Source organism: Bacteroides hominis, from assembly GCF_033042785.2.
Classification (GTDB): Bacteria; Bacteroidota; Bacteroidia; order Bacteroidales; family Bacteroidaceae; genus Bacteroides; species Bacteroides hominis.
This window is the reverse complement of sequence record NZ_CP178829.1, coordinates 1,258,734-1,284,068: the sequence shown is the minus strand read 5'-3', so window position 1 is coordinate 1,284,068 and position 25,335 is coordinate 1,258,734. Positions and strand designations below refer to the sequence as shown.

Annotated in this window: 21 protein-coding genes; 8 read left to right on the top strand and 13 right to left on the bottom strand. The window is 40.5% G+C overall.

Translation table 11 applies throughout. From position 1 onward, the window contains the following. Nucleotides 1–26: 26 nt before the first annotated feature. The 6 genes from speA to R3O62_RS05595 form a co-directional block, all read right to left on the bottom strand. The gene (speA, locus tag R3O62_RS05620) at nucleotides 27–1,919 is read right to left on the bottom strand and encodes a biosynthetic arginine decarboxylase (RefSeq protein ID WP_005779381.1); all 1,893 of its coding nucleotides are present in this window, start codon (nucleotides 1,917–1,919) and stop codon (nucleotides 27–29) included. A 57-nt stretch (nucleotides 1,920–1,976) separates the two neighbouring features. Beyond that, entirely contained in the window at nucleotides 1,977–3,056 is a 1,080-nt protein-coding gene (locus R3O62_RS05615; RefSeq protein WP_005812223.1) for a hypothetical protein, read from the bottom strand. An 8-nt stretch (nucleotides 3,057–3,064) separates the two neighbouring features. Continuing rightward, nucleotides 3,065–4,831 (bottom strand): HSP90 family protein, encoded by a 1,767-nt coding sequence (locus R3O62_RS05610; RefSeq protein WP_250705015.1) that lies wholly within the window; start codon nucleotides 4,829–4,831, stop codon nucleotides 3,065–3,067. A 6-nt stretch (nucleotides 4,832–4,837) separates the two neighbouring features. Continuing rightward, a complete protein-coding gene (locus R3O62_RS05605) occupies nucleotides 4,838–7,336 on the bottom strand; it encodes a tetratricopeptide repeat protein (RefSeq protein WP_250705013.1) in 2,499 nt (832 codons plus the stop codon). Between the two features lie 147 nt (nucleotides 7,337–7,483). Beyond that, complete coding sequence (locus R3O62_RS05600) at nucleotides 7,484–8,023, bottom strand: shikimate kinase (protein WP_005812227.1); 540 nt, start codon at nucleotides 8,021–8,023, stop codon at nucleotides 7,484–7,486. A gap of 599 nt (nucleotides 8,024–8,622) precedes the next feature. Beyond that, nucleotides 8,623–9,225, bottom strand: a complete 603-nt coding sequence (locus tag R3O62_RS05595; RefSeq protein ID WP_005779392.1) for a nitroreductase family protein — start codon at nucleotides 9,223–9,225, stop codon at nucleotides 8,623–8,625. 120 nt (nucleotides 9,226–9,345) lie between these two features. On the opposite strand from R3O62_RS05595, the gene R3O62_RS05590 reads away from it, so the two are divergent. Continuing rightward, nucleotides 9,346–9,981, top strand: a complete 636-nt coding sequence (locus tag R3O62_RS05590) for a viroplasmin family protein (RefSeq protein ID WP_250705012.1) — start codon at nucleotides 9,346–9,348, stop codon at nucleotides 9,979–9,981. Nucleotides 9,982–10,201: 220 nt separating this feature from the next. Here R3O62_RS05590 and R3O62_RS05585 read toward each other — a convergent pair whose 3' ends face one another. Next, nucleotides 10,202–12,037, bottom strand: coding sequence for an ABC transporter ATP-binding protein (locus R3O62_RS05585; protein ID WP_005779396.1), 1,836 nt, complete (start codon nucleotides 12,035–12,037; stop codon nucleotides 10,202–10,204). A gap of 226 nt (nucleotides 12,038–12,263) precedes the next feature. Between R3O62_RS05585 and R3O62_RS05580 the strand changes: the two genes are divergently transcribed. Then, nucleotides 12,264–13,262, top strand: coding sequence for a glycosyltransferase family 2 protein (locus R3O62_RS05580; RefSeq protein WP_005779398.1), 999 nt, complete (start codon nucleotides 12,264–12,266; stop codon nucleotides 13,260–13,262). 38 nt (nucleotides 13,263–13,300) lie between these two features. Here the strand turns inward: R3O62_RS05580 and R3O62_RS05575 are convergent, their stop codons facing one another. Continuing rightward, a complete protein-coding gene (locus R3O62_RS05575; protein ID WP_032536481.1) occupies nucleotides 13,301–14,467 on the bottom strand; it encodes a glycosyltransferase in 1,167 nt (388 codons plus the stop codon). A 143-nt stretch (nucleotides 14,468–14,610) separates the two neighbouring features. Between R3O62_RS05575 and R3O62_RS05570 the strand changes: the two genes are divergently transcribed. Then, nucleotides 14,611–15,609: a glycosyltransferase family 2 protein gene (locus R3O62_RS05570; protein WP_085960014.1), complete on the top strand. Its 999-nt coding sequence runs from the start codon at nucleotides 14,611–14,613 to the stop codon at nucleotides 15,607–15,609. 21 nt (nucleotides 15,610–15,630) lie between these two features. On the opposite strand, the gene R3O62_RS05565 is transcribed toward R3O62_RS05570, so the two are convergent. Together R3O62_RS05565 and R3O62_RS05560 are read right to left on the bottom strand one after the other, a co-directional pair. Next, entirely contained in the window at nucleotides 15,631–16,545 is a 915-nt protein-coding gene (locus R3O62_RS05565) for a glycosyltransferase family 8 protein (RefSeq protein ID WP_005822680.1), read from the bottom strand. A gap of 17 nt (nucleotides 16,546–16,562) precedes the next feature. After that, complete coding sequence (locus R3O62_RS05560; protein ID WP_005812245.1) at nucleotides 16,563–17,582, bottom strand: glycosyl transferase family 90; 1,020 nt, start codon at nucleotides 17,580–17,582, stop codon at nucleotides 16,563–16,565. A gap of 226 nt (nucleotides 17,583–17,808) precedes the next feature. On the opposite strand from R3O62_RS05560, the gene R3O62_RS05555 reads away from it, so the two are divergent. Together R3O62_RS05555 and R3O62_RS05550 are read left to right on the top strand one after the other, a co-directional pair. After that, nucleotides 17,809–18,708: an alpha-1,2-fucosyltransferase gene (locus tag R3O62_RS05555; protein WP_413958302.1), complete on the top strand. Its 900-nt coding sequence runs from the start codon at nucleotides 17,809–17,811 to the stop codon at nucleotides 18,706–18,708. A 33-nt stretch (nucleotides 18,709–18,741) separates the two neighbouring features. After that, nucleotides 18,742–19,623 (top strand): glycosyltransferase family 2 protein, encoded by an 882-nt coding sequence (locus R3O62_RS05550; RefSeq protein WP_317472450.1) that lies wholly within the window; start codon nucleotides 18,742–18,744, stop codon nucleotides 19,621–19,623. Here the strand turns inward: R3O62_RS05550 and R3O62_RS05545 are convergent. Both R3O62_RS05545 and R3O62_RS05540 read right to left on the bottom strand, forming a co-directional pair. Next, entirely contained in the window at nucleotides 19,614–21,068 is a 1,455-nt protein-coding gene (locus tag R3O62_RS05545; RefSeq protein ID WP_080714248.1) for a glycosyltransferase, read from the bottom strand. The genes R3O62_RS05550 and R3O62_RS05545 overlap by 10 nt on opposite strands. 4 nt (nucleotides 21,069–21,072) lie before the next feature. After that, nucleotides 21,073–21,789: a glycosyltransferase family 2 protein gene (locus R3O62_RS05540; RefSeq protein ID WP_032530642.1), complete on the bottom strand. Its 717-nt coding sequence runs from the start codon at nucleotides 21,787–21,789 to the stop codon at nucleotides 21,073–21,075. Between the two features lie 132 nt (nucleotides 21,790–21,921). Here R3O62_RS05540 and pdxB point away from each other — a divergent pair, with 132 nt between their 5' ends. After that, nucleotides 21,922–22,965, top strand: a complete 1,044-nt coding sequence (gene pdxB / locus R3O62_RS05535; RefSeq protein WP_032540419.1) for a 4-phosphoerythronate dehydrogenase PdxB — start codon at nucleotides 21,922–21,924, stop codon at nucleotides 22,963–22,965. 128 nt (nucleotides 22,966–23,093) lie between these two features. On the opposite strand, the gene purN is transcribed toward pdxB, so the two are convergent. After that, complete coding sequence (gene purN, locus R3O62_RS05530; protein WP_032537628.1) at nucleotides 23,094–23,720, bottom strand: phosphoribosylglycinamide formyltransferase; 627 nt, start codon at nucleotides 23,718–23,720, stop codon at nucleotides 23,094–23,096. A gap of 98 nt (nucleotides 23,721–23,818) precedes the next feature. Between purN and R3O62_RS05525 the strand changes: the two genes are divergently transcribed. Further along, nucleotides 23,819–24,055 carry an acyl carrier protein gene (locus R3O62_RS05525; RefSeq protein WP_005779510.1) on the top strand — a complete coding sequence of 79 codons (237 nt, stop codon included), beginning with the start codon at nucleotides 23,819–23,821 and terminating at the stop codon, nucleotides 24,053–24,055. 15 nt (nucleotides 24,056–24,070) lie between these two features. After that, complete coding sequence (gene fabF, locus R3O62_RS05520) at nucleotides 24,071–25,333, top strand: beta-ketoacyl-ACP synthase II (protein WP_005779512.1); 1,263 nt, start codon at nucleotides 24,071–24,073, stop codon at nucleotides 25,331–25,333. Nucleotides 25,334–25,335: the final 2 nt, after the last annotated feature.

Sequence of the window (25,335 nt, the reverse complement as noted above, 5' to 3'; positions counted from 1 at the left end):
ATTTATAAAATGATAGTTCTTTTTATTTATTCAAGGTATGTGTATCCGTACAAGCCCGAACGATAATTGGAAAGGAACTCTTTTCCTTCTTCTACAGAAATCTTCCCTTCTTTTACAGATTTTGTTACCCATGTTTCAAGAGTACGAACCAGCTTTTTCGGGTTATATTGCACGTAATCGAGCACTTCTGCGACCGTTTCTCCGTCAATAATCTGTTCGATATTATACCCCTTCTCATTGACAGAAACATGCACCGCATTCGTGTCTCCAAACAGATTATGCATATCTCCCAGGATTTCCTGATAAGCCCCTACCAAAAAGACCGCTACATAGTAAGGCTCTTTCTGCTTCAGGCTATGTACCGGCATATAATGTGCTACATTCCGGGTAGAGATAAAATTGGCTATCTTTCCATCGGAATCACAGGTAATGTCCTGCAAGGTAGCCGAGCGGTCCGGTTTTTCATCCAAACGCTGAATGGGCATAATCGGAAATATCTGGTCGATCGCCCAAGAATCCGGAAGCGACTGAAAAAGTGAGAAGTTACAGAAATATTTATCAGCCAACAATTTAGACAATCCGCGGAATTCATCGGGAGCATGTTTCAGTCCACCGGCAATTTGATTGATTTCACGAGTAATAGACCAGTAAAGACGTTCTATCTGAGCACGTGTCTTCAGGTCTACGATACCATGGCTGAACAGATCGAGTGCCTCTTCACGTATCTGCTGGGCATCATGCCATGCTTCAAGCATCTTGTTCTGATTCAATGTATCCCAAATGCCATAAAGTTCCTGTACCAGTTCATGCGCATCCGGAGCAATCTCCTCTTCATCATCCCATTCCGGCAAAGTAGCCGTCTCAAGTACCTCAAAAATCAAGACAGAGTGGTGTGCAGTCAGAGCCCTGCCACTCTCAGTGATAATATTGGGATGGGGAATACCGTTTTTGTCACTGGCATCCACTAACGTGGAAATAGAGTCGTTGACATACTCCTGAATAGAGTAATTGACACTACTCTCACTACTTGACGAACGGGTGCCGTCATAATCAACTCCAAGACCACCGCCAATATCAACAAATTCCACTTTGAAACCCATCGCATGGAGCTGCACATAGAACTGAGAAGCTTCACGCAATGCTGTCTTGATACGGCGTATCTTTGTCACCTGACTTCCGATATGGAAGTGTATCAGTTTCAGACAATCCTTCATGCCTTTACTTTCCAGAAAGTCAAGTGCCTCAAGCAACTCACTGGAAGTCAGTCCGAACTTACTGGCATCTCCTCCTGACTCTTCCCACTTTCCGCTTCCTGAAGAAGCCAATTTGATACGGATACCAATATTAGGCTGTACATTCAGCTGCTTTGCCATGCGGGCAATCAGCTTCAACTCATTCATCTTTTCAACTACCAGAAAGATACGTTTACCCATCTTCTGTGCCAGCAAAGCAAGCTCAATATAGCTTTCGTCTTTATAGCCGTTGCAGATAATAAGAGAGTCAGAATCCGTATTGACAGCAATCACTGCATGCAGTTCGGGCTTGGAACCGGCTTCAAGGCCCAAATTAAATTTCTTGCCATGGCTGATAATTTCTTCAACAACCGGGCGCATCTGATTCACTTTAATCGGATAGATGATAAAATTCTGGGCTTTGTATCCATACTCTTCGGATGCCTGTTTAAAACAATAGGCAGTCTTTTCAATACGGTTGTCCAGAATATCCGGAAAACGCACCAGCATAGGAGCCGCCACATCACGCAACTGCAACTCGTCGACCAATTCTTTCAAATCGACGGCTACGCCATCTTTTCGCGGTGTAACAACAACATGACCTTTGTCATTAATACCAAAGTATGAAGTCCCCCAACCTGTGATGTTGTAAAGTTCTTCAGAATCTTCAATACGCCACTTTCTCATTTTTCTGTTATTCAGTTGTTTTTAATAAATAATTGGACGGCAAAAATACGTATTAATCTACAGGTTGCCAATTAAATTGATATTAAATAATCGTTCCTGATATCCGCTATTTCCGTTACGCGCATCATACAAGCCTGCCAATTCATCCGCTTGTCTATAAAAATAATTACGTAGCGCAGCCACAGAATATACTCCGTCAACCCGGTAAAGTGGAAAATCCTCCGGTAAAGCCAGACTGACCTCTTCACGCTGCTCGTAGTTTAGAGCCTCCACCATATCACACGAGAAACGGTATCTTTTCTGCATATTAGTATTCAGACTCCATGGGATACAACGTTCTACATACTCCCAGCCTCTGTCCGGATCAGTCATAAAATAATAAGCAATGAATAGCCCAAGATAAAGAAGCAGATATTCATCTTTTTCTCTTCCCGCCAAAGCTTCTTCGGCCCGTGCACGCATATCCGCCGCTATCTCCGGCTTCCCGGCTTTATAAGCATAATATGCCAATTTCAGATAAGCTCTCAGATTGGCTTCGTAACAAGAAATTTGCTTGGAAATTAAAGGTTGCGCACGATTATAGGCCTCTTCAAACTGTCCAGTTTCAAGATAATAATCCAACATGAAGTTCAGCTCACAAGCTTCACAAGTCAGGTCATCCATCTTTTCCGCCAGCATCTTATCTATGTAATCTTTGGCTTTCGTATATTCCCTCATTTTAGTGTATTCCACAGACAACCGGTGATAATATGTACGCAATGAATAACCATTGCGCAAAATACGGGTTTTATAATCTTCACCTACCGCTTCCACCTGCTCCATCGGTATACTGGGAAGATCAAAGGTACAAGACCATATCCATTTGTATTTCCATAAGATATCATCCTCATTAATCAAATCCTTATGGTTTTCATAGTTGTCCAGGATTTTAGAGAACACCGCGATCTCTTCAGCATCTGCCGAGAGGAGATTCAATTCATAGATAAGGTCCAGCCTCATCTCTACAGCCCATTGTATATCTTCATTCTCATCTGCAATGCGAACAGCCTCTTTCAGTAGATTGGCTTTCTCACGGGGATGCAGGTTATCATTTTGTGCCTGCAACAGTAGCTTTTGTATCTCAAGTGTGTATTTCATACTTTTGTTTAATTGAGGAAGTTTATAAAATCATTCATTTTAGTAGTCATCAGTTCAGAAAGAGAGTGATTGAAAAGTTCCATTTCCTCACTGTTTACAGGATATTTGCCTTGTAACAGCGATTGTACATAAAGAATGCACACTACATGCTGAAACAGTTTATTGTCTCCTTGAATTTGCAGTAATGTCTGTACCATCTCGTTATCGGCATTGAAAGTCAATGTAGGCGGTAAGCGTTTTTTAGCATTTACCGAACCCAGTACTGCTGCCAACGGATTATTGGCGACTTTGCTGTTCTCTTCTTTCTCTTCGGCCACAAATATAACCGGAGTATCCACCGGTGTAAAATGTTTCAAGCGGCAGATACAGCCAAAACGTTTCAACAGCTCACTGGCTTTTGCCTCAAAGGCCCGGTGTTCTTTGTTACCTTCCACTTCAGCAAACTGCTCCAACAGACGAGCGGGTGAGATCTCCTCCAAAGTCAGTTCCTGATTAAGACGGGCATACTTCTTTAACAGCGTTTCATCAAATGTATAGGCAGCATTGATCACCAACCGGCCTTGTGCACCGGCTATTCTCCGTACTTGCCTGAAGTCTTCCAGATTACGTGTATAGCCAATGGTATTCCCCGCCGAACGGATGCTCCCGAAACTTCGTATTCCCCTGTTCGTTTCAAAGGGCAGGTAATCCATAAACAAACGTAGCAGTTCATTATCTTCCGAAGCTATGGCTTTAATATGGAAATGATGGACATCCAGTATTTTGTCAAACACCGATCGATTGTTCTGCACCAATCCTCGAAGATACTCCTTAATAGTAACCCCGATCTCTTTGCGGGCATCTTTCAATAAATCATTGCTGACAAACGACTCGCGCGACGCAGTAGAAAGAAGCCCGTCGGCATTTACCAAACATCGAATGAAGAATGCCCATGAGGGCAAAAGGTTACAATCATCTTCACTCAACAACATCCGCTTCAAATACACCTTATGCGAGTTACGTACAGAAAATTGTGTACGATAAGGCAATACGTAGAGTACGCCTTCTACCCGCCCGCTCTCTGTACGGATACGAAAGACATCAAGAGCAGACGACTGAAAAACCTTCGTCCCATAGTCCAATAACTCTTTTCGGGTAGCCTTCGGACTCAGCCAGACCGGTGACGGGGTATTAACCAGTTCTTCTTCCTCTCCACGATGCAGATAAATCGGGTAAGGCAACACCTCTCCATAACTGATCAGTATTTTCTTGAACACTTCATACTCAAACAAATGAGTCCACTCACTTTTGGGGCACAACACGACCCTTGAACCTATCGCCCACTCTTCTTCGGGAAAAGTGGTCTGATAAGTGCCATCCACCTTTCCACACCAGCAGACGGGGCTTCCTCCCATTGCCGACCGGCTCTCTACCCTAATTTCATTGGTCACCACGAAACAAGACAGCAAGCCTATGCCGAACCGACCGATAAAATCGTCTGCATCGGGGGTATCTCTCTTCGAGCTTTCACCAATAACCGTAAGAAAACGATGGACTTCCTCTTCTTTCAAGCCGATCCCATTGTCCTGAAAGACCACCGAACCGTCCTCTTTCAGAAAAACATCAATACGCCCGGCATAACTTTCGTCGATATTATGAAGTGCGGTAATAGCATCTACACAATTCTGCAACAACTCCCTGACAAAGGTATTCGGGTTACTATAAATATGTTCTGATAACAGGGCAATCATCCCTTTTAGATTGACCTGAAACAGATTATTACCTTCTTTTTCCATTTTACTTTAGCGTTGTCTTCTTCCTGTAATCTTCAAGGCTTTCTCATTTCCATTCTCAGCAGCCTTCTCAAACCACTCCATGGCAATCTCATCATTTTCCTCTACTCCGTTTCCCATCAGATAAGCATTACCCAATTCGAACTGTGCTTTATCACTGTTATGCTCTGCAGCCTTCATCAGCCATTGAATACCTGTTTCCGCATCGGGCACACAACCTTCACCGTACATCAGCATTTTGCCTAAATAATAGTAAGAAGCCACATTCTCATTTCCGGCAGCATCATTAAACCAACGGTAGGCTTCTGCATAATTCTGTTTTACACCGACTCCATTGTAATAACACAATCCGGTGCGGTACATACTCATGACATTTCCACTGTCCGCAGCTAACGTGTAATATTTAAACGCCTCGGTTTCATTGTCCTCCACCCCGATTCCCATCTCGTAGCAGATTCCCAGCCCTTCGTTATAACATTCTGACTCAGCAGCTTTTTTAAAGTAGTTGAAAGCCTTCTCCGATTCATTCAGTTTGTCATAGTCATAGAGATAGTACTCACCCATGCGCAGCATAGCTAAGGGAATATCATTGGCGACCGCCTTCTCATACCACTCCACAGCCTGTTTATTATCTTCCGGACAAGCGCCATAACCAAAGAAATAGTAATCTCCCATCTTAAACTGAGCGTAGCCATAATCTTGTTCGGCCGCTTTGGTCATATATTCAACTGCCTGATGCGGGTTCTCTTCTACCCCACTGCCATATTCATAAGCCAGTCCTAACTCCGTAAGGCAACGCGGTTCGTTGTTCTCCGCCCCTTTAGCAAACCATTCGAGAGCCTTATCCGGATTCTCTTCCGTACCAATCCCATTCTTATAGCAACGTCCGAGAGCAAAGATTGCATCTCCGTCTCCCCTTCCGGCCGCCTTTTCATACCAAGCGAATGCCTCTACGGGTTGTGGTTCACCGATGATTCCTCTGTCCAAATAAAGACCTACACGATACATCGCATAAGGGTACTCCTCCTCAGCGGCTTTCTGAAACAATTCGAAAGCTTTCCCATAATTCTGTTCTACCACATCTCCATTTTCATATAAGAATCCTAACTCTACCAATGCAAAGCATGAACCTAACCCCGCAGCCTTTTCATAATAGGCTTTTGACTTCTCAGCATCCGTAACACCGGCGTATCCGTTAGCCAGATAAAGAGCCGCCCGGGAGTATCCGTCAGCATTATTCATAGATGCCGCCTTCTCATAATACTCCATGGCTTTCAGGTAATCCGGATCTTCGGAAAGTAATCCGCGTTCATACATCCAACCGATACGGTAGGCCGCATTACCGGACCCCAATTCAATAGCTTTCTCCAGCAACTGCCGTGCACGTTGGATATCTTCTTCCACCAATTCACCGTTAAAGTAAATATTAGCAAGAGTCTCAAAAGCCTCTACATAATTATCGTCAATGCAACGCTGCAGGCACATCAAACCACGTTCTACATTTTTATACTCATCATTATAAAGGTAAATCAAAGCTAATTCATAGGCGCAATACGATTCGCAGTAAAGCATTCCCTTCTCCAACCATTCAATGGCTTTAGGCATGTCAAGCCACTCTTCTTCCTGATAATTATACCCCAGGAAATTGGCTGCAGACCATACACCGGCATGCCAGGCTTTCTCCCATAACTCAAACGCCAACTCTTTCTTTTTACCAAGTTCCGGATAACGGAAATAGAGCGTAGCCAGATTCTTGAGAGAATATAAATTAGGAACAAGTTCAAGAGACTTCTCATAGCATGCTGCCTCTTCGGCCACATTTCCTTCTTCTACGTCCAGTGCATCGCCCATAGCGGCATAAACATGAGCACGCAGACGGTGTCCTTCAGGGAGTTCACCAAGCAGTTCTTTCCGCATAAGCAAAGCTTTCTCTTTACTACCGGTGTGTTGTTCGGCATAGGCCCGGTAGTATTTTCCCCATAACACAGCCTCGGGTGAAGACAGAGCCTCAAAGCGGCGCTCTCCTTCCGCTTTATCCTGTTCACAATAGAAGCCCATATAACGCCAATAGGCAACGGTTGCCTCAGCTTCCGGGCTTCCCATAGCTGCCGCCTTCTCATAATAAGGAAATAAGAGACTGAGATCACGTGTCCCATAACGGGCTTCTGAATATTGCGCACCTTTCTGCGACCAACCGGCACCGTTAAATACAGCTACACGATCGCATATACTTATCACCTTCTCCCACCAATAAGCATACTCTTCTTCATTAAGATCCACCTCTACATTACAATCGTATGCACTGAATATCAGCTCAAAAAAGTCAGCTGTAAGCGTTTCATCTTCCTGTGTATCCAATGCGTACTCACATACAGCAAGTGCTTCCCACCAGTTTTCGGCATTCAGCAATGTAGCAGGTGTAAACTGAGGGAACCATGCGGCGGCAGATTTCCCGGATGCCCGGACTTGACGGGATAAGGCTTCGAATTTCTCTTTTAAAGTTTCCATAATTGTCTGATCGTTTTATTTGGGTTGTAAGATACCGGAAGGCACAAAACCTCACAGCGACTGCAAGATAGTAATATTGGTCGACTGAACAAAAAATAGAGAAGAAAAAGAATGATTGCCGAATCAGAAAATAAGTTTTCTTAGAGTTTAGCTTACTATGTGCAAATCCAGAAGTTTGCGCAATTGTTCCACGGAAGTTTCAATCTGCTTGCGATCCTCCAATTCGTCAGCACAGAAAATATATTTAGCCTGACGATAAAAAGATGAACGTTTTTCAAGCGCCTGTATTATAAAATCAAACAGTTCGTCATCTTCCTTTCCTTGCAGTATGGGGCGCTGCTGCTTGGCAACCCGTAACCGGCGAAACAGCACTTTGGGGTCTACATCCAAAAAAACAGTAGTACCAACCCGGTTCATATACTCCATGTTGTCGAAAAAGCAAGGCGCTCCTCCCCCTGTAGAGATTACCACATCTTCAAATTCACCAACCTCATGTAACATGCTCTTTTCAAGTTCCCTAAAGCCGGACTCTCCCCGCTCGGTAAATAATTCTCCGACCGCCTTGTGAAAACGTTCTTCAATATACCAATCCAGATCGATAAATGGGACATGTAGTTCTCGTGCGAGAGCTTTTCCTAACGTAGTTTTCCCGGCCCCCATATAGCCGGTCAGAAATATACGAATCATAAGCAAACGGCATTTTGGTGCAAAGATAGATATTTATTAATAGAACAACCAATAACCCGGATGGTAACTTTTCGCATGCAAGCATGAAAATAAAAACAATCCTATACGTACCCCTCATACAAAAAATGCATTTCGATCTTCCATCTTCCACCTTTCGGAACATTAGCAGATGGTTATCAATAAATTAAAGAGGTGGAAGATCGCATTTTCAAGGCATTTATCTTCCACCTCTATCTTCCATCTTCCACCCTCTTTTTTTAAGTAAAACTCGAAATACACCACTGATTCCCAATAGCATACCATTAGTTCCTTATCTATATTCGCCTATTATACCATTTTATTTTCCTTAATACCTTTTCTGTTTATGCTTCTTTCTTTATCCCAGCCCGGGTACGCAGGCCCATGAGCCCGCATACCTGTGCCCATGAGCCCGGGTATGCGGGCCCATGGGCACAGCTACCCGGGCCGGAATAAGGGCACTGTTCTTCTTCATAACAAACTTAATCATAACACATTGCAGACAAAGCCATGTAACGCTACTCAGTAAGTTCTTACCAAAGATAAAACGATATTAATCCTTCCGGTTAAATGAATATACCTTATTTAAAGACCTTCACTCTGGAATCCAGATCTTTAAAATCCTTATCACCCGGTCCTTGCACAGGAAGTCCAAACGGCATTTCGGCAATCAAGTGCCACTCTTCCGGTAGGTGCCAGGTATGACGCACTTCTTCGTCAATTAGTGGATTATAATGTTGCAGGGAAGCTCCGAAACCGGCATCTTCCAACATTGTCCAAACCGCCAACTGATGCATCGCAGACGTTTGCAACGACCACCCCGGAAAATTATCTTTATAACTACTGAAAGCATTCTGGAGTCCCTTCACAACCGACTGGTCTTCAAAGAATAAAACAGTTCCATAACCACTGGCAAAAGAATTATCAATTTTAGCTTCAGTCGTTTTAAAAACTTCCGGTGGAACAATCTTTCGCAATGTTTCTTTTACAATATGCCATAGTTTCTTGTGATTCTCACCCAACAACAGCACTACACGAGTGGACTGAGAGTTAAATGCAGAGGGCACATGGGTTACAGCAAGATTGACAATCCGCTCTATCTCCTCATCAGAAACCGGAGACTGATTTGTTATCGAATAATAGGTCCTTCTATGCTTGAGGGCCTCTTCGAAGGATTTTTTCATAAAAATACTCCTTTCTTTTTTACATTGGTTCTTTGAAATTAAAACAACCTATAAACGAAAGTTGTTCGGTAATAGAATATATTCGTACCTTTACTGCCCAATAAGCTGAAAACACCAAGTATGGCCAAACAAAAATATTACGTTGTATGGGATGGAGTAACTCCCGGCATTTATAAATCCTGGACCGAATGTCAGCTGCAGGTGAAAGGATATGATAGTGCCAAATATAAATCTTTCGATAACCGGGAGGAAGCAGAACGTGCTTTTGCTTCATCACCTTATGCTTATATCGGCAAGAATGCTAAGAAGAAAACAGCTGATTCCCCTACCCTCCCAGACACACTCCCGGCAGCGGTCATTGAAAACAGCCTTGCAGTAGACGCAGCATGCAGTGGTAATCCGGGACCTATGGAGTACCGTGGCGTTCACGTCGCAAGCCGACAAGAGATTTTTCATTTCGGCCCGATGAAGGGAACTAACAATATTGGCGAATTTCTGGCATTGGTACATGGACTCGCTTTACTGAAACAGAAAGGATTCGACATGCCTATCTATAGCGATAGCGCAAATGCAATCAGCTGGGTAAAACAAAAAAAATGCAAGACAAAACTTCCCCGGACCGCTGAAACAGAAAAATTGTTCGGATTGATAGAACGTGCAGAAAAATGGCTTAAAGAAAATAAATATTCCACCCCAATATTGAAGTGGGAAACCAAGCAATGGGGAGAAATCCCGGCAGACTTCGGAAGGAAATAAGGATTGTATCGTATCACCCCCAATAACAAATAAATCCCGAAAGGAATACTACCGAAAAAAATTTCTTTCAAACATGATAACGTTCAACTGCCTCAAAGATTCTTTCTTCTGATATCGAATTAGCCTATAACCCCAGTAGGGCAAATCCACCTTGCCCTACCTGCCTTAGCAAAAAAGTTATTATTAAAAAGTGAGGGAGTTCACTATCTCTCTGCCATGCCTACAGCGACTGCATGTCATTCAGTCGTTTATAATAACCGTTTTTAGCCAATAATTCTTCGTGTTTTCCACGTTCTACTATTTCTCCTTCATATAGTACACATATTTCATCTGCGTTCTTGATGGTAGAGAGACGGTGGGCAATAGCAATGGTGGTACGTGTTTTCATTAAACGCTCCAATGCCTCCTGTACCAACCGTTCCGACTCAGTGTCTAAAGCAGAAGTAGCCTCGTCAAGAATCAAAATCGGAGGATTCTTCAAGATAGCCCGTGCTATACTGATACGCTGACGCTGGCCTCCGGAAAGTTTACTGCCTCGGTCACCTATATTCGTATGATAGCCGTCTTCTTTCTCCATGATAAAATCGTGAGCATTGGCAATCTTGGCAGCCTCAATCACTTGCTCCATCGTAGCATTTTCTACACCAAAAGCTATATTATTAAAGAAAGTATCGTTAAACAAGATGGCTTCCTGATTGACATTCCCGATCAGGCTGCGCAAGTCGGAGATGCGAACGTCTTTAATGCTGACTCCGTCAATAGTAATCGCTCCTTCCTGTACATCGTGATAACGGGGCAACAAATCTACCAATGTAGATTTCCCTGAACCGGACTGTCCAACCAAAGCAACGGTCTTACCTTTAGGTACAGTGAGGTTAATATGTTGAAGCACTTCTTTCTTTCCATCATAGCTGAAAGAAATATCCCTAAATTCTACTTTCTCTTTTAACCCATTCAGCGGCTTCGGTTCAGGAATCTCCACAATCTTATTTTCCGCTTTCAGAATCTTATCCACACGCTCCATCGAAGCCAAACCTTTAGGAATATTATACCCGGCTTTTGAAAATTCCTTCAAAGGATTGATTACGCTATAAAGGATGGTCAGATATACCATAAAAGTAGAAGCATCAATAGAAGAATGACTGCTCAAAATCAGTGAACCGCCAAACCAAAGCACAATTACAATCATGGTCGTACCTAAAAACTCACTCATCGGATGGGCTAATGCCTGACGGGTCGCCACTTTATTGGTTGCCTCCCGAAACTCGTTACTGCATTTCAGGAAACGATTCATCATCTTATTTTCAGCAATGAAAGCCTTAATGATACGAAGTCCTCCTAATGTTTCTTCCAGTTGCGACATCGTATCGCTCCACTTTGCCTGAGCTTCAAGGGATTGACGTTTCAGTTTTTTGCCTACCGTACCCATCACCCATCCCATCAATGGTACAACCAATAAAGTGAAAAGGGTTAGTTGCCAACTGATTACAAGCAGTGTAGTAAAATAAGCGATTATCAAGATCGGATTCTTTACCAACATATCCAATGAACTGGTAACCGAGTTCTCTATTTCTCCCACGTCCCCGCTCATACGGGCTATGATATCTCCTTTTCGCTCCTCCGAGAAGAATCCAAGTGGCAAACGAATCACTTTATCATAGACCATCACTCGAATATCCCGTACCACACCGGTACGCAAAGGAATCATCACGGCTGACGAAGCGAAATAGCAGAATGTTTTAAAGAAAGTCATTACCACTAAAAAGAGTCCTAACAACATCAGAGTAAAAGAAGCGCCGTTGATCTGGATCATATCTGAAACATAATAATAGAAATTATTTATCAGAAGGTCCTTTGTACTAATTGAAGCAGTATCCCATGGGATAAACTCATATACATCTTTATCAACCTTAAATAATATCTGTAGAATGGGGGCTATCAAAGAAAAAGAAAATATATTCAGAATGGCCGAGAATAAATTCAGTATCAACGCCCATATTACATACTTCTTGTAAGGCGGTACAAAACGCCGCATAAGTTGAAAAAATTCCTTCATTACTTACTATTAAATGATTAAGTTGCAAAGATAACAGAAAATATTCAGCAAGTTACTATTCAGAGAGTAGAAAGTCAGTGGCGAATTAAGCAGATGCTCTCTTTTTATACTGCAAAAACAACCACGCATCCCATAAAGCTATCAAATATATATTCAGAAAAACAAAAACAATATGTTATCTTTGCAACGTACAAAGACAATAGCATATTACTAAACCTAAATAAAAATGGAAAAATCGGGAACACTCCCCCTTATCAGCATTATTGTGCCTGTATACAATGTAGAGGCATATTTACATCAATGCCTGCAATCAATTTTGGATCAGACATATACTAACCTGGAGATTATTGTTGTAGATGATGGTTCCACAGACCATTCACCTGCTATTTGTGACCATTTTGCAGCCTTAGACGCTCGTGTGAAAGTGATACACAAAAAAAATGGTGGGTTAAGTGACGCCCGAAATATCGGTTTAGACACAGCATCCGGAGAATATATCGGTTTTGTGGATAGTGATGATTGGATTGATAACGATATGTATGAGACACTTTATAATCTAATCAGTCAATACGGAGCAGATATATCTGCCTGCACACATTATCTGGAATATGAGGATGGCAGACCAACTGTCTACAGATCGCAAGAGGAAATAATGACTTTCAACCATGCAGATGTTATGAAAACATTGTTTGAAGATAAGATTATAAAAAATTATGTCGTAGAAAAATTATATAAACGTGACCTATTTACCGGATTATATTTCCCTATTGGACAAGTTTTTGAGGACATATCCCTAAGTTATAAGATATTTGATAGATCCAACAAAACTGTATTAAAATACAAACCTAAATATCACTACAGAATTCGTTGGGGAAGCACTACTAATTCTTCGTTCAGCCCTCTCAAAGGAATACAATATGTGCAAGCCATACACGAACAATATCAATTCATGAAAAAACGTCAACTAATCAATGATAAACCTGTAATGATTATAAAGAAAAGCATCCACTTAATCAATCACACGATTATACTACCCTCCTCAACACTCAACAATGAGGTCATTGACAAAACATTAGAGATTATGCACCAATATGATTATCTAAAACCACAAGATATCGGAGTGTCAAGAACCATCAAACGATATTTCATTTATCATCATTTCAGAATATATAAAATAGGAATGACACTTTATCGCAAACTGATTCCCAAGAAGAGAAAAGTTTAAACTTATATTCTCCTAAAAAGGTATTCATACAAAAGAGATTATAACAATGATTCGAACAAACCGAGCCATTTTTGTCCGACAATTTCAGGAGAGTACTCTTTTGACTTCAAAATCACGTTATTCCGCATCTTTTGTAACTTTTCCGAATCCATCAACAGAGACAATAACATCTCAGCATATTTATGTAAACTAAAAGAAGGTACAAGGCACCCATTAACTCCTGAAGGCGACAAAATCTGGCGTATCCCGGCTACACAATCAAAAGCTACAGGTACGACACCATTCGCCTGAGCCTCCGTCAAACATAGTGGCCATCCCTCAAAAGCTGAAGTCAAACATAATACGGAAGCATCACGATAGAAATCATCGACATGATCGCTATGTCCCGCAAAACGTATTCGTTGAAGTTTCATCTTTTGACTTTTAGCTTGAAGTAGAGGAAGTTCTTTTCCACCTCCTACTAAAATCAATTCCCAATCCGGTACTTTTTTATATATCATTCCCCAAATATCCAACAAACGGTCAACCCGCTTATCATAATAACTCATACGCCCAACAAAGAGAATCTGCTTTTTCTTATTCAAATTAACATTCGGACATTGTCTCTCAGAATTATATATAACATGTACTTTCTGCTCATCAAGTGATACTCCCATTTTATTAAGCAGTATTTGTTTATATTCCTCACACAAAACAGTAAAAGCATCAACTTGATCATAAACAAACTTATATTGATTAATAAAAAAAGAGTCATATTTCTTTAACCATACTATCTTTGGATAAGTTAATAACCCCCATTCCAACATTTTAAAGAAAGAACCACGCGCTCTACCCCTTCTCCTATGTAGACGGGCTGTTATTTCCCAGAAAGGAGTGCTGTGACAAGCAAAGATCAATTTACTATCAACTTTACTTTTAATAAAATCCAATCTGCTTAAAAGACAAATAGGCAGAATGAAGATATCAATTTTCAACGAGTTGAGAGTATGTATGATAAAGTCAGCATTCTCCTGACTGTCAACATCGCCTCCACCTTGAAACTCAATAACCTTAATATTGGAATAACTTCCACTGTTAATCTGATGTGTAATAACATATGTTTCATAGCCATATTGAGCTACAAAATCGGCAATATCCATTGTAACTCTTTCAGCTCCTCCAGCAGGAAACTCACCATGAAAAAATAAAATTCTTCTCTTTATCATATACAAAAGTATGTATAGCCAAGACAACAAACGGATTGTATTTACATTTTTTAGGTTAAAAGAGCACATATATACTACTATTATACTATATTTGCATCCATATATGTAAAAATGATCCTAGACTTAACTAAATAAACTACTTAATGATGAAAAAAATCGATGAGTCTCCATTAATAAGTATTATTATTCCGGTATATAATGTAGCCCCCTTTTTAAGCCAATGCATTCAATCGGTTTTAGACCAGACATATACCCACTTAGAAGTGATCATCGTTGATGACGGCTCGACAGATGAATCCCCTGCTATTTGTGATAAATTTGCTAAATTGGATACAAGAATCAAAGTCATACACAAAAAAAACGGAGGACAAAGCGATGCTCGTAATGCAGGCCTTGATATTGCATCCGGTGATTTAATAGGTTTCGTGGATAGTGATGATTGGATTGAAAATGATATGTACGAAACACTTTATAATCTTCTAAGTAAGTACCAAGCAGACATATCTGCCTGTGCGCACTATATAGAATATGGAACAAAGATCAAAGCTGCATTTGAGTCTAAAGAGATAATTACATTTAATCACAAAGATGCCATGATGGCTCTTATTAAGGATAAGATTATACGAAACTATGTTTGGGAAAAGTTATATAAACGGGAATTATTCAACAATCTCCGCTTTCCCATGGGAAAATTTTTCGAAGATGCAGCCCTCAGTTACAAGATATTTCATAGAGCTAACAAAACGGTATTGATACAAGCGCCTAAGTATCACTATAGAATTCGCACCGACAGCCTCACAAACACAACTTTCAACCCAATTGAAGAATTCCAGTTAGTTAAGATCCTGCATGATCAATACCAATTTGTCAAACAGGAACAAACTGTATCGGAAAAGCCATTAAAACTACTAAAAAAAGCATTCCACTTAATCAATCATATTGTCATCATGAGGCCTTCCCCCCTTAATGACCAAATAATTGCGGCTACAATGGAGATTTGTCACCATTATGACTATCTCAGTCTGAAAGACATCGGATTATCAAAAGCGATCAGACGATACTGCATATATAATCATTTCAAACTATATACAATTGGAATGATTATATACCGGAAAATTGTACAAAAAAGACGCAACAGATAGCAAATGCTTTGATCAATGTATTTACAGCTTCATATACTTGGGCTTACGGAACCGCATTGCATAAGGAAGCAACTTCAACCACCAGGACAAACGAGCTTTAAAAGTAGATAAAGGTCGTTTGCCTTTCCAGGGAGTCATATCCAGATACTTAAAGTATTCTCCTTTCAAAGGATGCATGCTATCATAATTCCAGGGTTTTTTATTAGTATAATGCAGGATAACAGGATGGAGCAATTGTTGATGCAATTGCTTCTTATCTTTCACTCCTTTATCCGCCCCATAACGGTAGAAACCATCCTGCATATTCCATTTTAAGGGAACAAAAAGTTTAGATTCATGCAGAACAGCATTCAAAAGATCCTGGTCATTAAAGCGGATACGCTCGGGATATCGTAAAAAATACTGTTCACATTGTTCATCTATTTTATGCTCACGCCAATAGCGCAAATTGATAAGTAGTACTCCCGCATTAAAATAAGAGAATGACTTATCATATTTCAAGATATCATAACGTTCATCTTCATTACTGCCGATATCTTCGACACAAGCAACCGAATAATTACTCATATCTGTATTCCAATACTCTGATATATCTCCAAGAATAACAATATCACAATCCAGATAAAGCACTTTATCCACCTCTTCCGGTAAAATGGCTGAGAACATACAACGGTAATAAGTAGCCATAGAAATGCGCTTACCAAACTTCTTGATAGAAAAATTATGCAACAAGTCTTCCGGAGGAAAGTAAAAGCGTACTTCATTACCATAACGACCTGCTATTGTTTTTAGTACTTCCTTATCTTCAGAAGGCAGTGTAGAGGCCACAATATGGATACAAAACTCAGATTCACGGTTATTTTCGAACAGTGAAACCAAAGTTACTGCACAGTGTACCGTAAAATTAGAGTCAATATTACATGCTATATGTATCATAGGAGAATAGAGTTTTATCAATCTTCAATATTTTGACCTGTCATCCGAAAATATTTATCCAGAACCAACAGCGATATTAACTTTTCACGACGAGGATTTCTGAACTGAGCCACATATTCATGAGCATGCTCTATGATTTGTTGAGCCTCTTCCGGATGTTCGATGTAATACTTCAACCGTTCCTCCAAATCCGTAAAATCGGGTTTAATCTCAATATAATGATAGTTAGGAATCAATTTCCCTTCCATAAACCAAGTTTCGCAAGTGGGACGCGGCATCACTGCTATCGAGTTAGAAGACATTACCCATTTCAGATTTGATGCAACATCATTCCCCTCCAATGCCATTATGAACTTATAATCCAAATGCTGACGAATCGTTTTTTTAGGAGTCATCCATGCGTCCGGTACTCCCTCATCCTTACCAACGACTCCACAGTCACACATCGGATGGTCCATATACATCTCTAAAAATAATTTACGGGTACGGCTTCGTCGTATTTTCCCTCTGAAGATAACCATATCCTTTTTAGAAGAAAAAGGCATTGTATCATTTACAAACATAAAATGCCTGAACTTATCCAGTTTCATAACAACAGAGTTATCATTGGAATCGGTCAGTAAACGGCTTTTCACAATAGACGGGAATTCCGGAGTGAAATATACATCGCCCGGGCAATATCCCCACCGAAGAGATTGTTTAAACCAACGGGTATATTCCCTGGTATCAAAAAAATATGCGGTATGAAAAAGAGATTTTTTATTGTCCGCAAGAGTCCCTAAAAAGATCAAATACCGAAATTCATTCTTTATAAAAGACTTCTCCGGCAAAGAAGAAGGAGAAGACAGCTTATTATAATAATTCACTCTCTCTTCGATATAGTCTTTATCCGAACGATACTGTAATTGAGCCAATGTACTTTTCAACTTATACCGATAAAAAGCATTCGGAATAAGCATCTTCAAAGTATTACTTATAAAATAAATAAACTTAGGAGGCTTGCCACTGGAAAGTTTATATAAAAGACTATCATTCATATCATTAAGCAGTTAAGCTAAACGTCTTTCAGCTTCATTTTTGTTTCATTAAACGTACGTTTAATGAAACAAAAATAAGACTTATTTTCTACTTGAAAAAACTAATTACAGTTTTTTATTAAGAAAACCGGAGATAAAGATTAAACAAACCTTTAATAAGCCTTTTACACCTCATACAATATAATCCATATTTCACAACATATAAAAATAAATGGCAGGTTAAAATATGATGTTTTTTAAACGTACGTTTAAAAAAACATATCAAAATCAAAGAATGATGAAATTAGTACGAATGACAGGCGGATTAGGGAATCAAATGTTCATTTACGCCTTCTATATACAAATGAAAACAATATTTCCGGAGCTTCGGATAGATATGTCTGAAATGAAGAAATATAAATTACATAACGGATATGAATTGGAAGATGTATTTTCGATCCGTCCCCAAACAATATCTGCCCATAAATGGCTTAGAAGAGTAATTGTGTATGCATTCTTTTCGATTATACGAGAAAAATCCGAAGAAGAATTATCCATTCATAAATACACACAACACAAGAGATGGCCATTAGTATATTACAAAGGATTCTTTCAATCTGAACTCTTCTTCAAAGAATCTTCAGATACCATAAGAGATATTTTTTCTTTCAACACAGAAAATGCCAATTTCAGAACAAAAGAATGGGCAAAGATAATTAAAGAACAACGTTCGAGCGTATCAATTCATATCCGAAGAGGAGATTATACATCAGCCAAAAACAAAATAAAATATGGAAATATATGTACAGAAGAATACTATCAAAAGGCAATCTCAATCATACTAAAAAAAGAACCGAAAGCATTCTTCCATATCTTTTCTGATGATGTGGAATGGACGAAAGCACATTTGAAGGTACATCATTTACCCCATCAATATATATCTTGGAATAGGGGCCCTGACAGTTGGCAGGACATGATGTTGATGAGCCTGTGTCGTCATAATATAATAGCCAACAGCAGTTTCAGTTGGTGGGGAGCATGGCTAAATGCCTATAAGGATAAAACTGTTATCGCACCTTTACGCTGGTCAAACGTCAAGAAGACACCCCACATACTTCCGGAAAGCTGGATTTCGATAGATATATAACCCCAATAATAATTTAATAAACCCCATACCACTATGAAAGTATCAATTATCATCCTGAATTATAATACCTCCCGATTAACCCTAAACTGCATTAACAGTATACACAAATACCTGCCTAATGGCACTTACGAAATAATAGTTGTCGACAATGCCAGCCAGGAAACAGACTATCAATACCTTACTGAAAATCTTTCCGGTCAGGAAATTACTATTATACGCAACAAAATAAACAGTGGTTTCGGGGCAGGGAATATGGTTGGCGCAAACATAGCCCAAGGGAAATACCTCTGTTTTCTAAACAATGACACTGAGCTATTAGAGGACTGCATTAGCCCATTATGCAGTTACTTGAAAGAAAATCCTCAAACAGGATGCATTACACCACAGCAATACAACAAACACCTGAAGGCAGTACCCTCATTCAATCATCCAATCGGTATTCTATATGAGATTTTAGGAAACGACATCCCGGAAAGATTATGTCCCGCCCGCTACCCCAAACGAAAAAAGAAAGTATACCAGTTTCCTATACATGCTTCATGGATCAACGGAGCATTTATGATGTTTCCTTCAGAAGTCTTCTTCAAAATCAAAGGCTTTGATACTAATATATTCCTCTATTATGAAGAGTATGATATCTGTACAAGGTTATCTTATCACAACTATCAGTCAACGGTTCTGCCAACCTATAGTTTTTTACACCTCCAAGGTGAATCTACAAAAGTTTATGCGTTGGCTTACAAAGAAAGGTTTATTTCAAAATTATATGTATATAAAAAGCATTCCAATTTTTTATTCTATATCATATATAAATGGATCATTATAATCAAATTATGTTTCCACTTCAGACGTTGGTATATACTGCCCACCATAATCTTAGGCAAAGGGTTGTCTCAATCAATGCGTCATAAATGACTCTTCTCAATCAGTTCCAGACATCTATCGGCATCGAATCCCCTCACTTTGGCATATTCATCTGCCAAGATAACAAACATCTCGTGTGTTCCGGGCAAGCGCTCAAAGTTCTTACAACCGGTTTCTATGTCGACTTTACCAAAACGCATGCGGTTTAAATCAATGATTTCCACTTCAATGCCTTTATCCGTTTCCCTAAAAAGAATGTTCCCTCCCGAGTAATCTTTATGTAGAAAACCGTTTTCGTGTAAAGCTGCTGTGGTACGGGCTATAGCACGTAACACCTTTTCTTTGTCACCAGTAAAAGTCTCCTCTAACAGATTACGATACGTATAAGGACATTCGGACTTTAGGCTCACAAAGTAGCTACGGCCAAACAACAACCATGTTCCCGTAGAATAAAATCCAACAGGAGCAGGAGAGCCAATACCTGCTTTACGCAGCATCTGTGCGTATTGATAAGAACGGCGGGCTTTAGAGGCACGAAAAGAATTATAAACAACTCGATTAATCAGGTGAGGAAGCTGATATGACTTCACTATCAACTTTCTACCATGTATTTCAAACTCTTTCAATTTATTTCTTCCTTCATATATCAACGTTCCTCCATTCTCAAAATGCACAGGTAATACACGTACAAAAGAAGATAAGTCCTGAAAATCATCTCCAACGAAGACTCTCCGAGGGTGGATTATTCGGGAAATCCGATTGATTAACCTTGACCAGGAACGCTGATAACGTAACGGCCCTCCCAATTCCCGCTCAAAGAAATCAGGATGTCGTCTATTTAGGACGTCAATCACATGCTTTTTTAGCAAACGGTCAGTAACACGTTTAGACTGTTCGCGCACCCGATAAAACAAACCTATTTCCGGCAACTTTACAACCTTTCCTCCATCCTTTAACATTGAGATCCAAAATTCCCAATCTTCACGAGCCACGATCTCCGCACAGTATCCTCCAATTCTTTCCCATTCGGACTTACGGTAAACAGCACAAGTATCCATCATATTTTTACGAGCAAGCAATGATAGCGAGAAAGGTGGTAATACCCATTCGCCCGAACGGTCTCCGAAAAACTCGGCACGTGGACAGACCACTTTTACTTCCGGATCCGACTCCAGTATATCTACAGCAGAATGAATCAATTCTTTACTAATACGATTATCAGCATCGACCGGCAAGATATATACTCCGCCTGCTTTAGAAATAGCATGATTACGAGCCGTAGCAACGCCACTATTTACTTGTGTGTAAACCCTTACATTTTCATACCGGGACTTATAGCTTTCGGCAATTTCAAAAGAACGGTCTTTCGAACCATCATCCATCACAATCACCTCAAAGTTCGGATAATCAGAAGACAGGACAGAATCCAGTGTCTCCTCCAGAAACTCCTCCATATTATATACAGGAATAACTACAGATACTAACGGCTTTGCCATACCATCAAATTTTATCCAATCCTTTAGTGAACTTCAACCAGTAATATTTAAGCGGATTCGTATATTTCAACTGTTTCCATGGACGACTACTATGCGGGCGATGCCATACAGTCAAAGTAGTAAACAGATAATTGACAAAACCTTTTTCAAGTGCTTGATGGGAAATGGTTACATCAAACCAGTTCTTTTCCGGATTCAAAGAATGAAAATCAAAAGCACGCAGAAAGTCGGTTGTCAGCAAAGAACAGCAGAAACTAAGATGTTTCTTTTCCGGAAACACCTGATTTTCTTTGCCTTTCGCATATAAATAGGGATAATTAATTACCTCGTTCTCATCTACTGTCACAGCAGCAGCTATTCCACAGTTTTGTCTGGACCGCGCACCATCAAAAAGAGCCTGCAAAGTGTGTTTTTTCACAATTACATCAGATTCAACGATCAGCAAGCCTGCTTCAGCGGCAACAGCCTTTTCTTGTGCCATCTGAAGCACCAGCAAATAATTGGGAGAAGGATGAGAAGTGATCTCGCACAGATTAATTAACTCAAATCCCATCGCCAGGGATGCTTCTTTCAGTCGTTTCGTGTTTTCATCGGTGCTGAAATCATTATAAATAGTATAATGAAAAGGAACGGTGAAATCTGATTTTAAAATAGCCTCAGCTGTTTGCAACGTCAACTCAATAGAATCTTTTACCGGAGTAATAATGTGGATACACTTCATTATTGATATAAATTGTCTAAGTTCAAACTTATCGTAATGCGCATTACCGGGCAAATCTATGCAATATTTTCCATATAGCCAATCTTTCCTGCTTTTTATTTCCTACCTTTGCATGCAAACCCCTGATCAATCATGAAAGTTATTGTAGACAACAAAATACCTTACATCAAAGAGGCTATTGAGCAAATAGCCGATGAAGTAGTATATGCTCCGGGAAAAGATTTCACCCCGGAACTGATACATGATGCCGATGCATTAATTATCCGCACACGTACGCATTGTAACCGTTCACTGCTTGCCGGAAGCAAAGTAAAATTTATCGCAACCGCTACAATAGGATTCGATCATATCGACACAGCCTATTGCCGGGAAGCAGGTATCACATGGACCAATGCCCCGGGATGTAATTCGGCATCCGTTGCACAATATATCCAATCTGCCCTGTTCATTTTACAACAAACCCATGCAATGAAGTTGCATCAAATGACCATTGGCATCGTAGGCGTAGGAAATGTAGGAAGCAAAGTAGCTGATGTAGCCCGAAAATTAGGAATGCGAGTAATGCTGAACGATCTTCCCAGAGCAGAAAAAGAAGAAAGCACAATGTTCACTACTTTAGAGAATATAGCCAAAGAGTGTGACATAATCACATTTCATGTACCTTTATATAAGGAGGGAAAATATAAAACTTATCATTTGGCAGACAAGCACTTCTTCCGTTCACTGAAAAAGGGGGCGATAGTCATGAACACCTCACGCGGTGAAGTTATCGAAACAGAGGCACTGCTCGATGCTCTTCAGTCAGGTACCTTGTCCGATGCTGTCATTGATGTATGGGAACATGAACCGGATATCAATCTTAAATTATTAGAGAAAGTAATTATAGGCACTCCTCACATCGCCGGATATTCCGCAGACGGAAAAGCAAACGCAACCCGAATGTCACTTGAAGCCTTATGCCGGTTCTTCCGGATTGAAGCCGGCTATCAGATTGTTCCTCCGGAACCGGAAAACAAAATAATTTCCGCAACAACTTATGAAGCGGCCTCCCTGCAAATTTACGATCCCCGACGGGACAGCGATACACTAAAGACCCATCCGAAGCTATTTGAACAACTCCGGGGAGATTACCCATTAAGGAGAGAAGAAGGAGCATATAAGATTAATATCGGTTGATTTACTATTTAACCCTGATAATGCCGATCCTCAATAAGAGGATATTAAATATCGCATGAGGCTGTGGTGAAAAGAGTTTCGACACAACCTCATACGATACTATAAAACATTTCCTCAGAAAACCAGCTCTATAAGAAGGTATTTACGGTTTGTTCTATGATCCTGGGAAACCATTCATATTCCAATGCATGAACTTTTTTAGCCACTTCCGCAGGGGTATCTCCGGGAAGTACTGAACATTTAGCTTGAAAAATGATACTTCCCTCATCATAATGCTCGTCTATATAATGTATAGTAATACCACTTTCGGACTCTCCTGCCATTACCACCGCCTCATGCACCCGATCGCCATACATCCCCTTTCCCCCAAACTTAGGTAAAAGAGCCGGATGAATATTTATAATTTTATTAGGATAAGCATGCAAAAGTGCATCCGGTATACGCAACAAGAAGCCGGCTAACACTATCAGGTCAATCTGATGTTCACGCAGCAAATCCAAGATGGATTCCGCTATTTCCCAATCAGACTTCGGAAAAGCCCTACAGGGCACTCCTAAACGATGTGCACGCTCCAAAACATGCGCGTCCTTCCTGTTAGAAAGAACTAATTTTACCCTGACTGAATCATTTCCCTCGAAATACCGGATAATGTTTTCAGCATTTGTACCAGAGCCGGAAGCAAAAATAGCGATGTTTTTCTCCATAATCAGACCTTTTAGTGCACAAAACAGTGAAAAATGTGCAAAAGATTGCATTTATTTAATCAAAAATTTGCGCAGGACGATAAATATTTATTCCTTTGCACCGCAAATTTAAAGAAATAAAACTAATTATTAATTAAAAACTTAAAGTTATGTCTGAAATTGCATCAAGAGTGAAAGCGATTATCGTCGATAAATTGGGCGTAGAAGAATCAGAAGTTACAGAAACAGCAAGCTTCACTAACGACCTGGGAGCTGATTCTCTTGACACTGTAGAACTTATCATGGAATTCGAAAAAGAATTCGGTATCTCTATTCCTGATGACCAAGCTGAAAAGATTGGCACAGTACAGGATGCTGTAGCTTACATCGAAGAACACGCTAAGTAATTCGATTTCATCAGTATGGAATTAAAGAGAGTTGTAGTAACAGGTCTGGGCGCCATTACTCCTGTTGGCAATACTGTCCCGGAATTTTGGGAAAACCTCGTGAACGGGGTTAGTGGAGCAGGACCTATTACTCATTTCGATGCATCGCAATTCAAGACTCAATTTGCATGTGAAGTGAAAGGCTTCGATGTAACTCAATATATCGACCGCAAAGAGGCACGTAAAATGGACTTGTACACACAGTATGCCGTTGCCGTTGCCAAAGAAGCGGTTGCAGACTCGGGTCTTGATATCGAAAATGAGGATTTAAACAGAATCGGCGTTATTTTTGGTGCCGGTATCGGTGGTATACGTACATTTGAGGAGGAAACAAGCAATTATGCCCTTCACAAAGAAAACGGTCCTAAGTATAATCCGTTCTTCATCCCTAAGATGATTTCAGATATTGCTGCCGGACAGATTTCTATTATGTATGGTTTCCACGGCCCGAACTACGCAACTTGTTCTGCATGTGCAACTTCTACTAACGCCATCGCCGATGCATTCAACCTGATCCGTCTGGGTAAGGCAAACGTGATTGTATCCGGTGGTTCGGAAGCCGCTATCGCAGCAGCCGGTGTAGGAGGTTTCAACGCTATGCATGCATTGTCAACTCGTAACGACGAACCACAATCAGCATCTCGTCCGTTCAGCGCGAGCCGCGACGGTTTTGTAATGGGTGAAGGTGGAGGATGTCTGATTCTTGAAGAACTTGAACATGCAAAAGCCCGTGGCGCAAAAATATATGCAGAAGTAGCCGGTGTAGGTATGTCTGCTGACGCTCACCACCTGACAGCATCTCATCCGGAAGGACTTGGTGCAAAACTGGTGATGATGAATGCCCTGGAAGATGCAGAAATGGATCCTAAAGAAGTGGATTACATCAACGTTCACGGTACATCCACTCCGGTGGGTGATATATCGGAAGCCAAAGCAATCAAGGAAGTATTTGGCGAACATGCTTTTGAGTTGAATATCAGTTCAACCAAATCAATGACAGGTCACTTGTTGGGTGCTGCCGGTGCGGTAGAGTCTATTGCAAGTATCCTTGCCATCAAGAACGGCATCGTTCCTCCGACTATCAATCATGCCGAAGGTGATAACGACGAGAACATCGACTATAACCTTAATTTCACGTTCAACAAAGCACAGAAACGTGAAGTTAACGTTGCCCTTTCGAATACATTCGGATTTGGTGGTCACAATGCTTGTGTAATCTTCAAGAAATACGCTGAATAAAG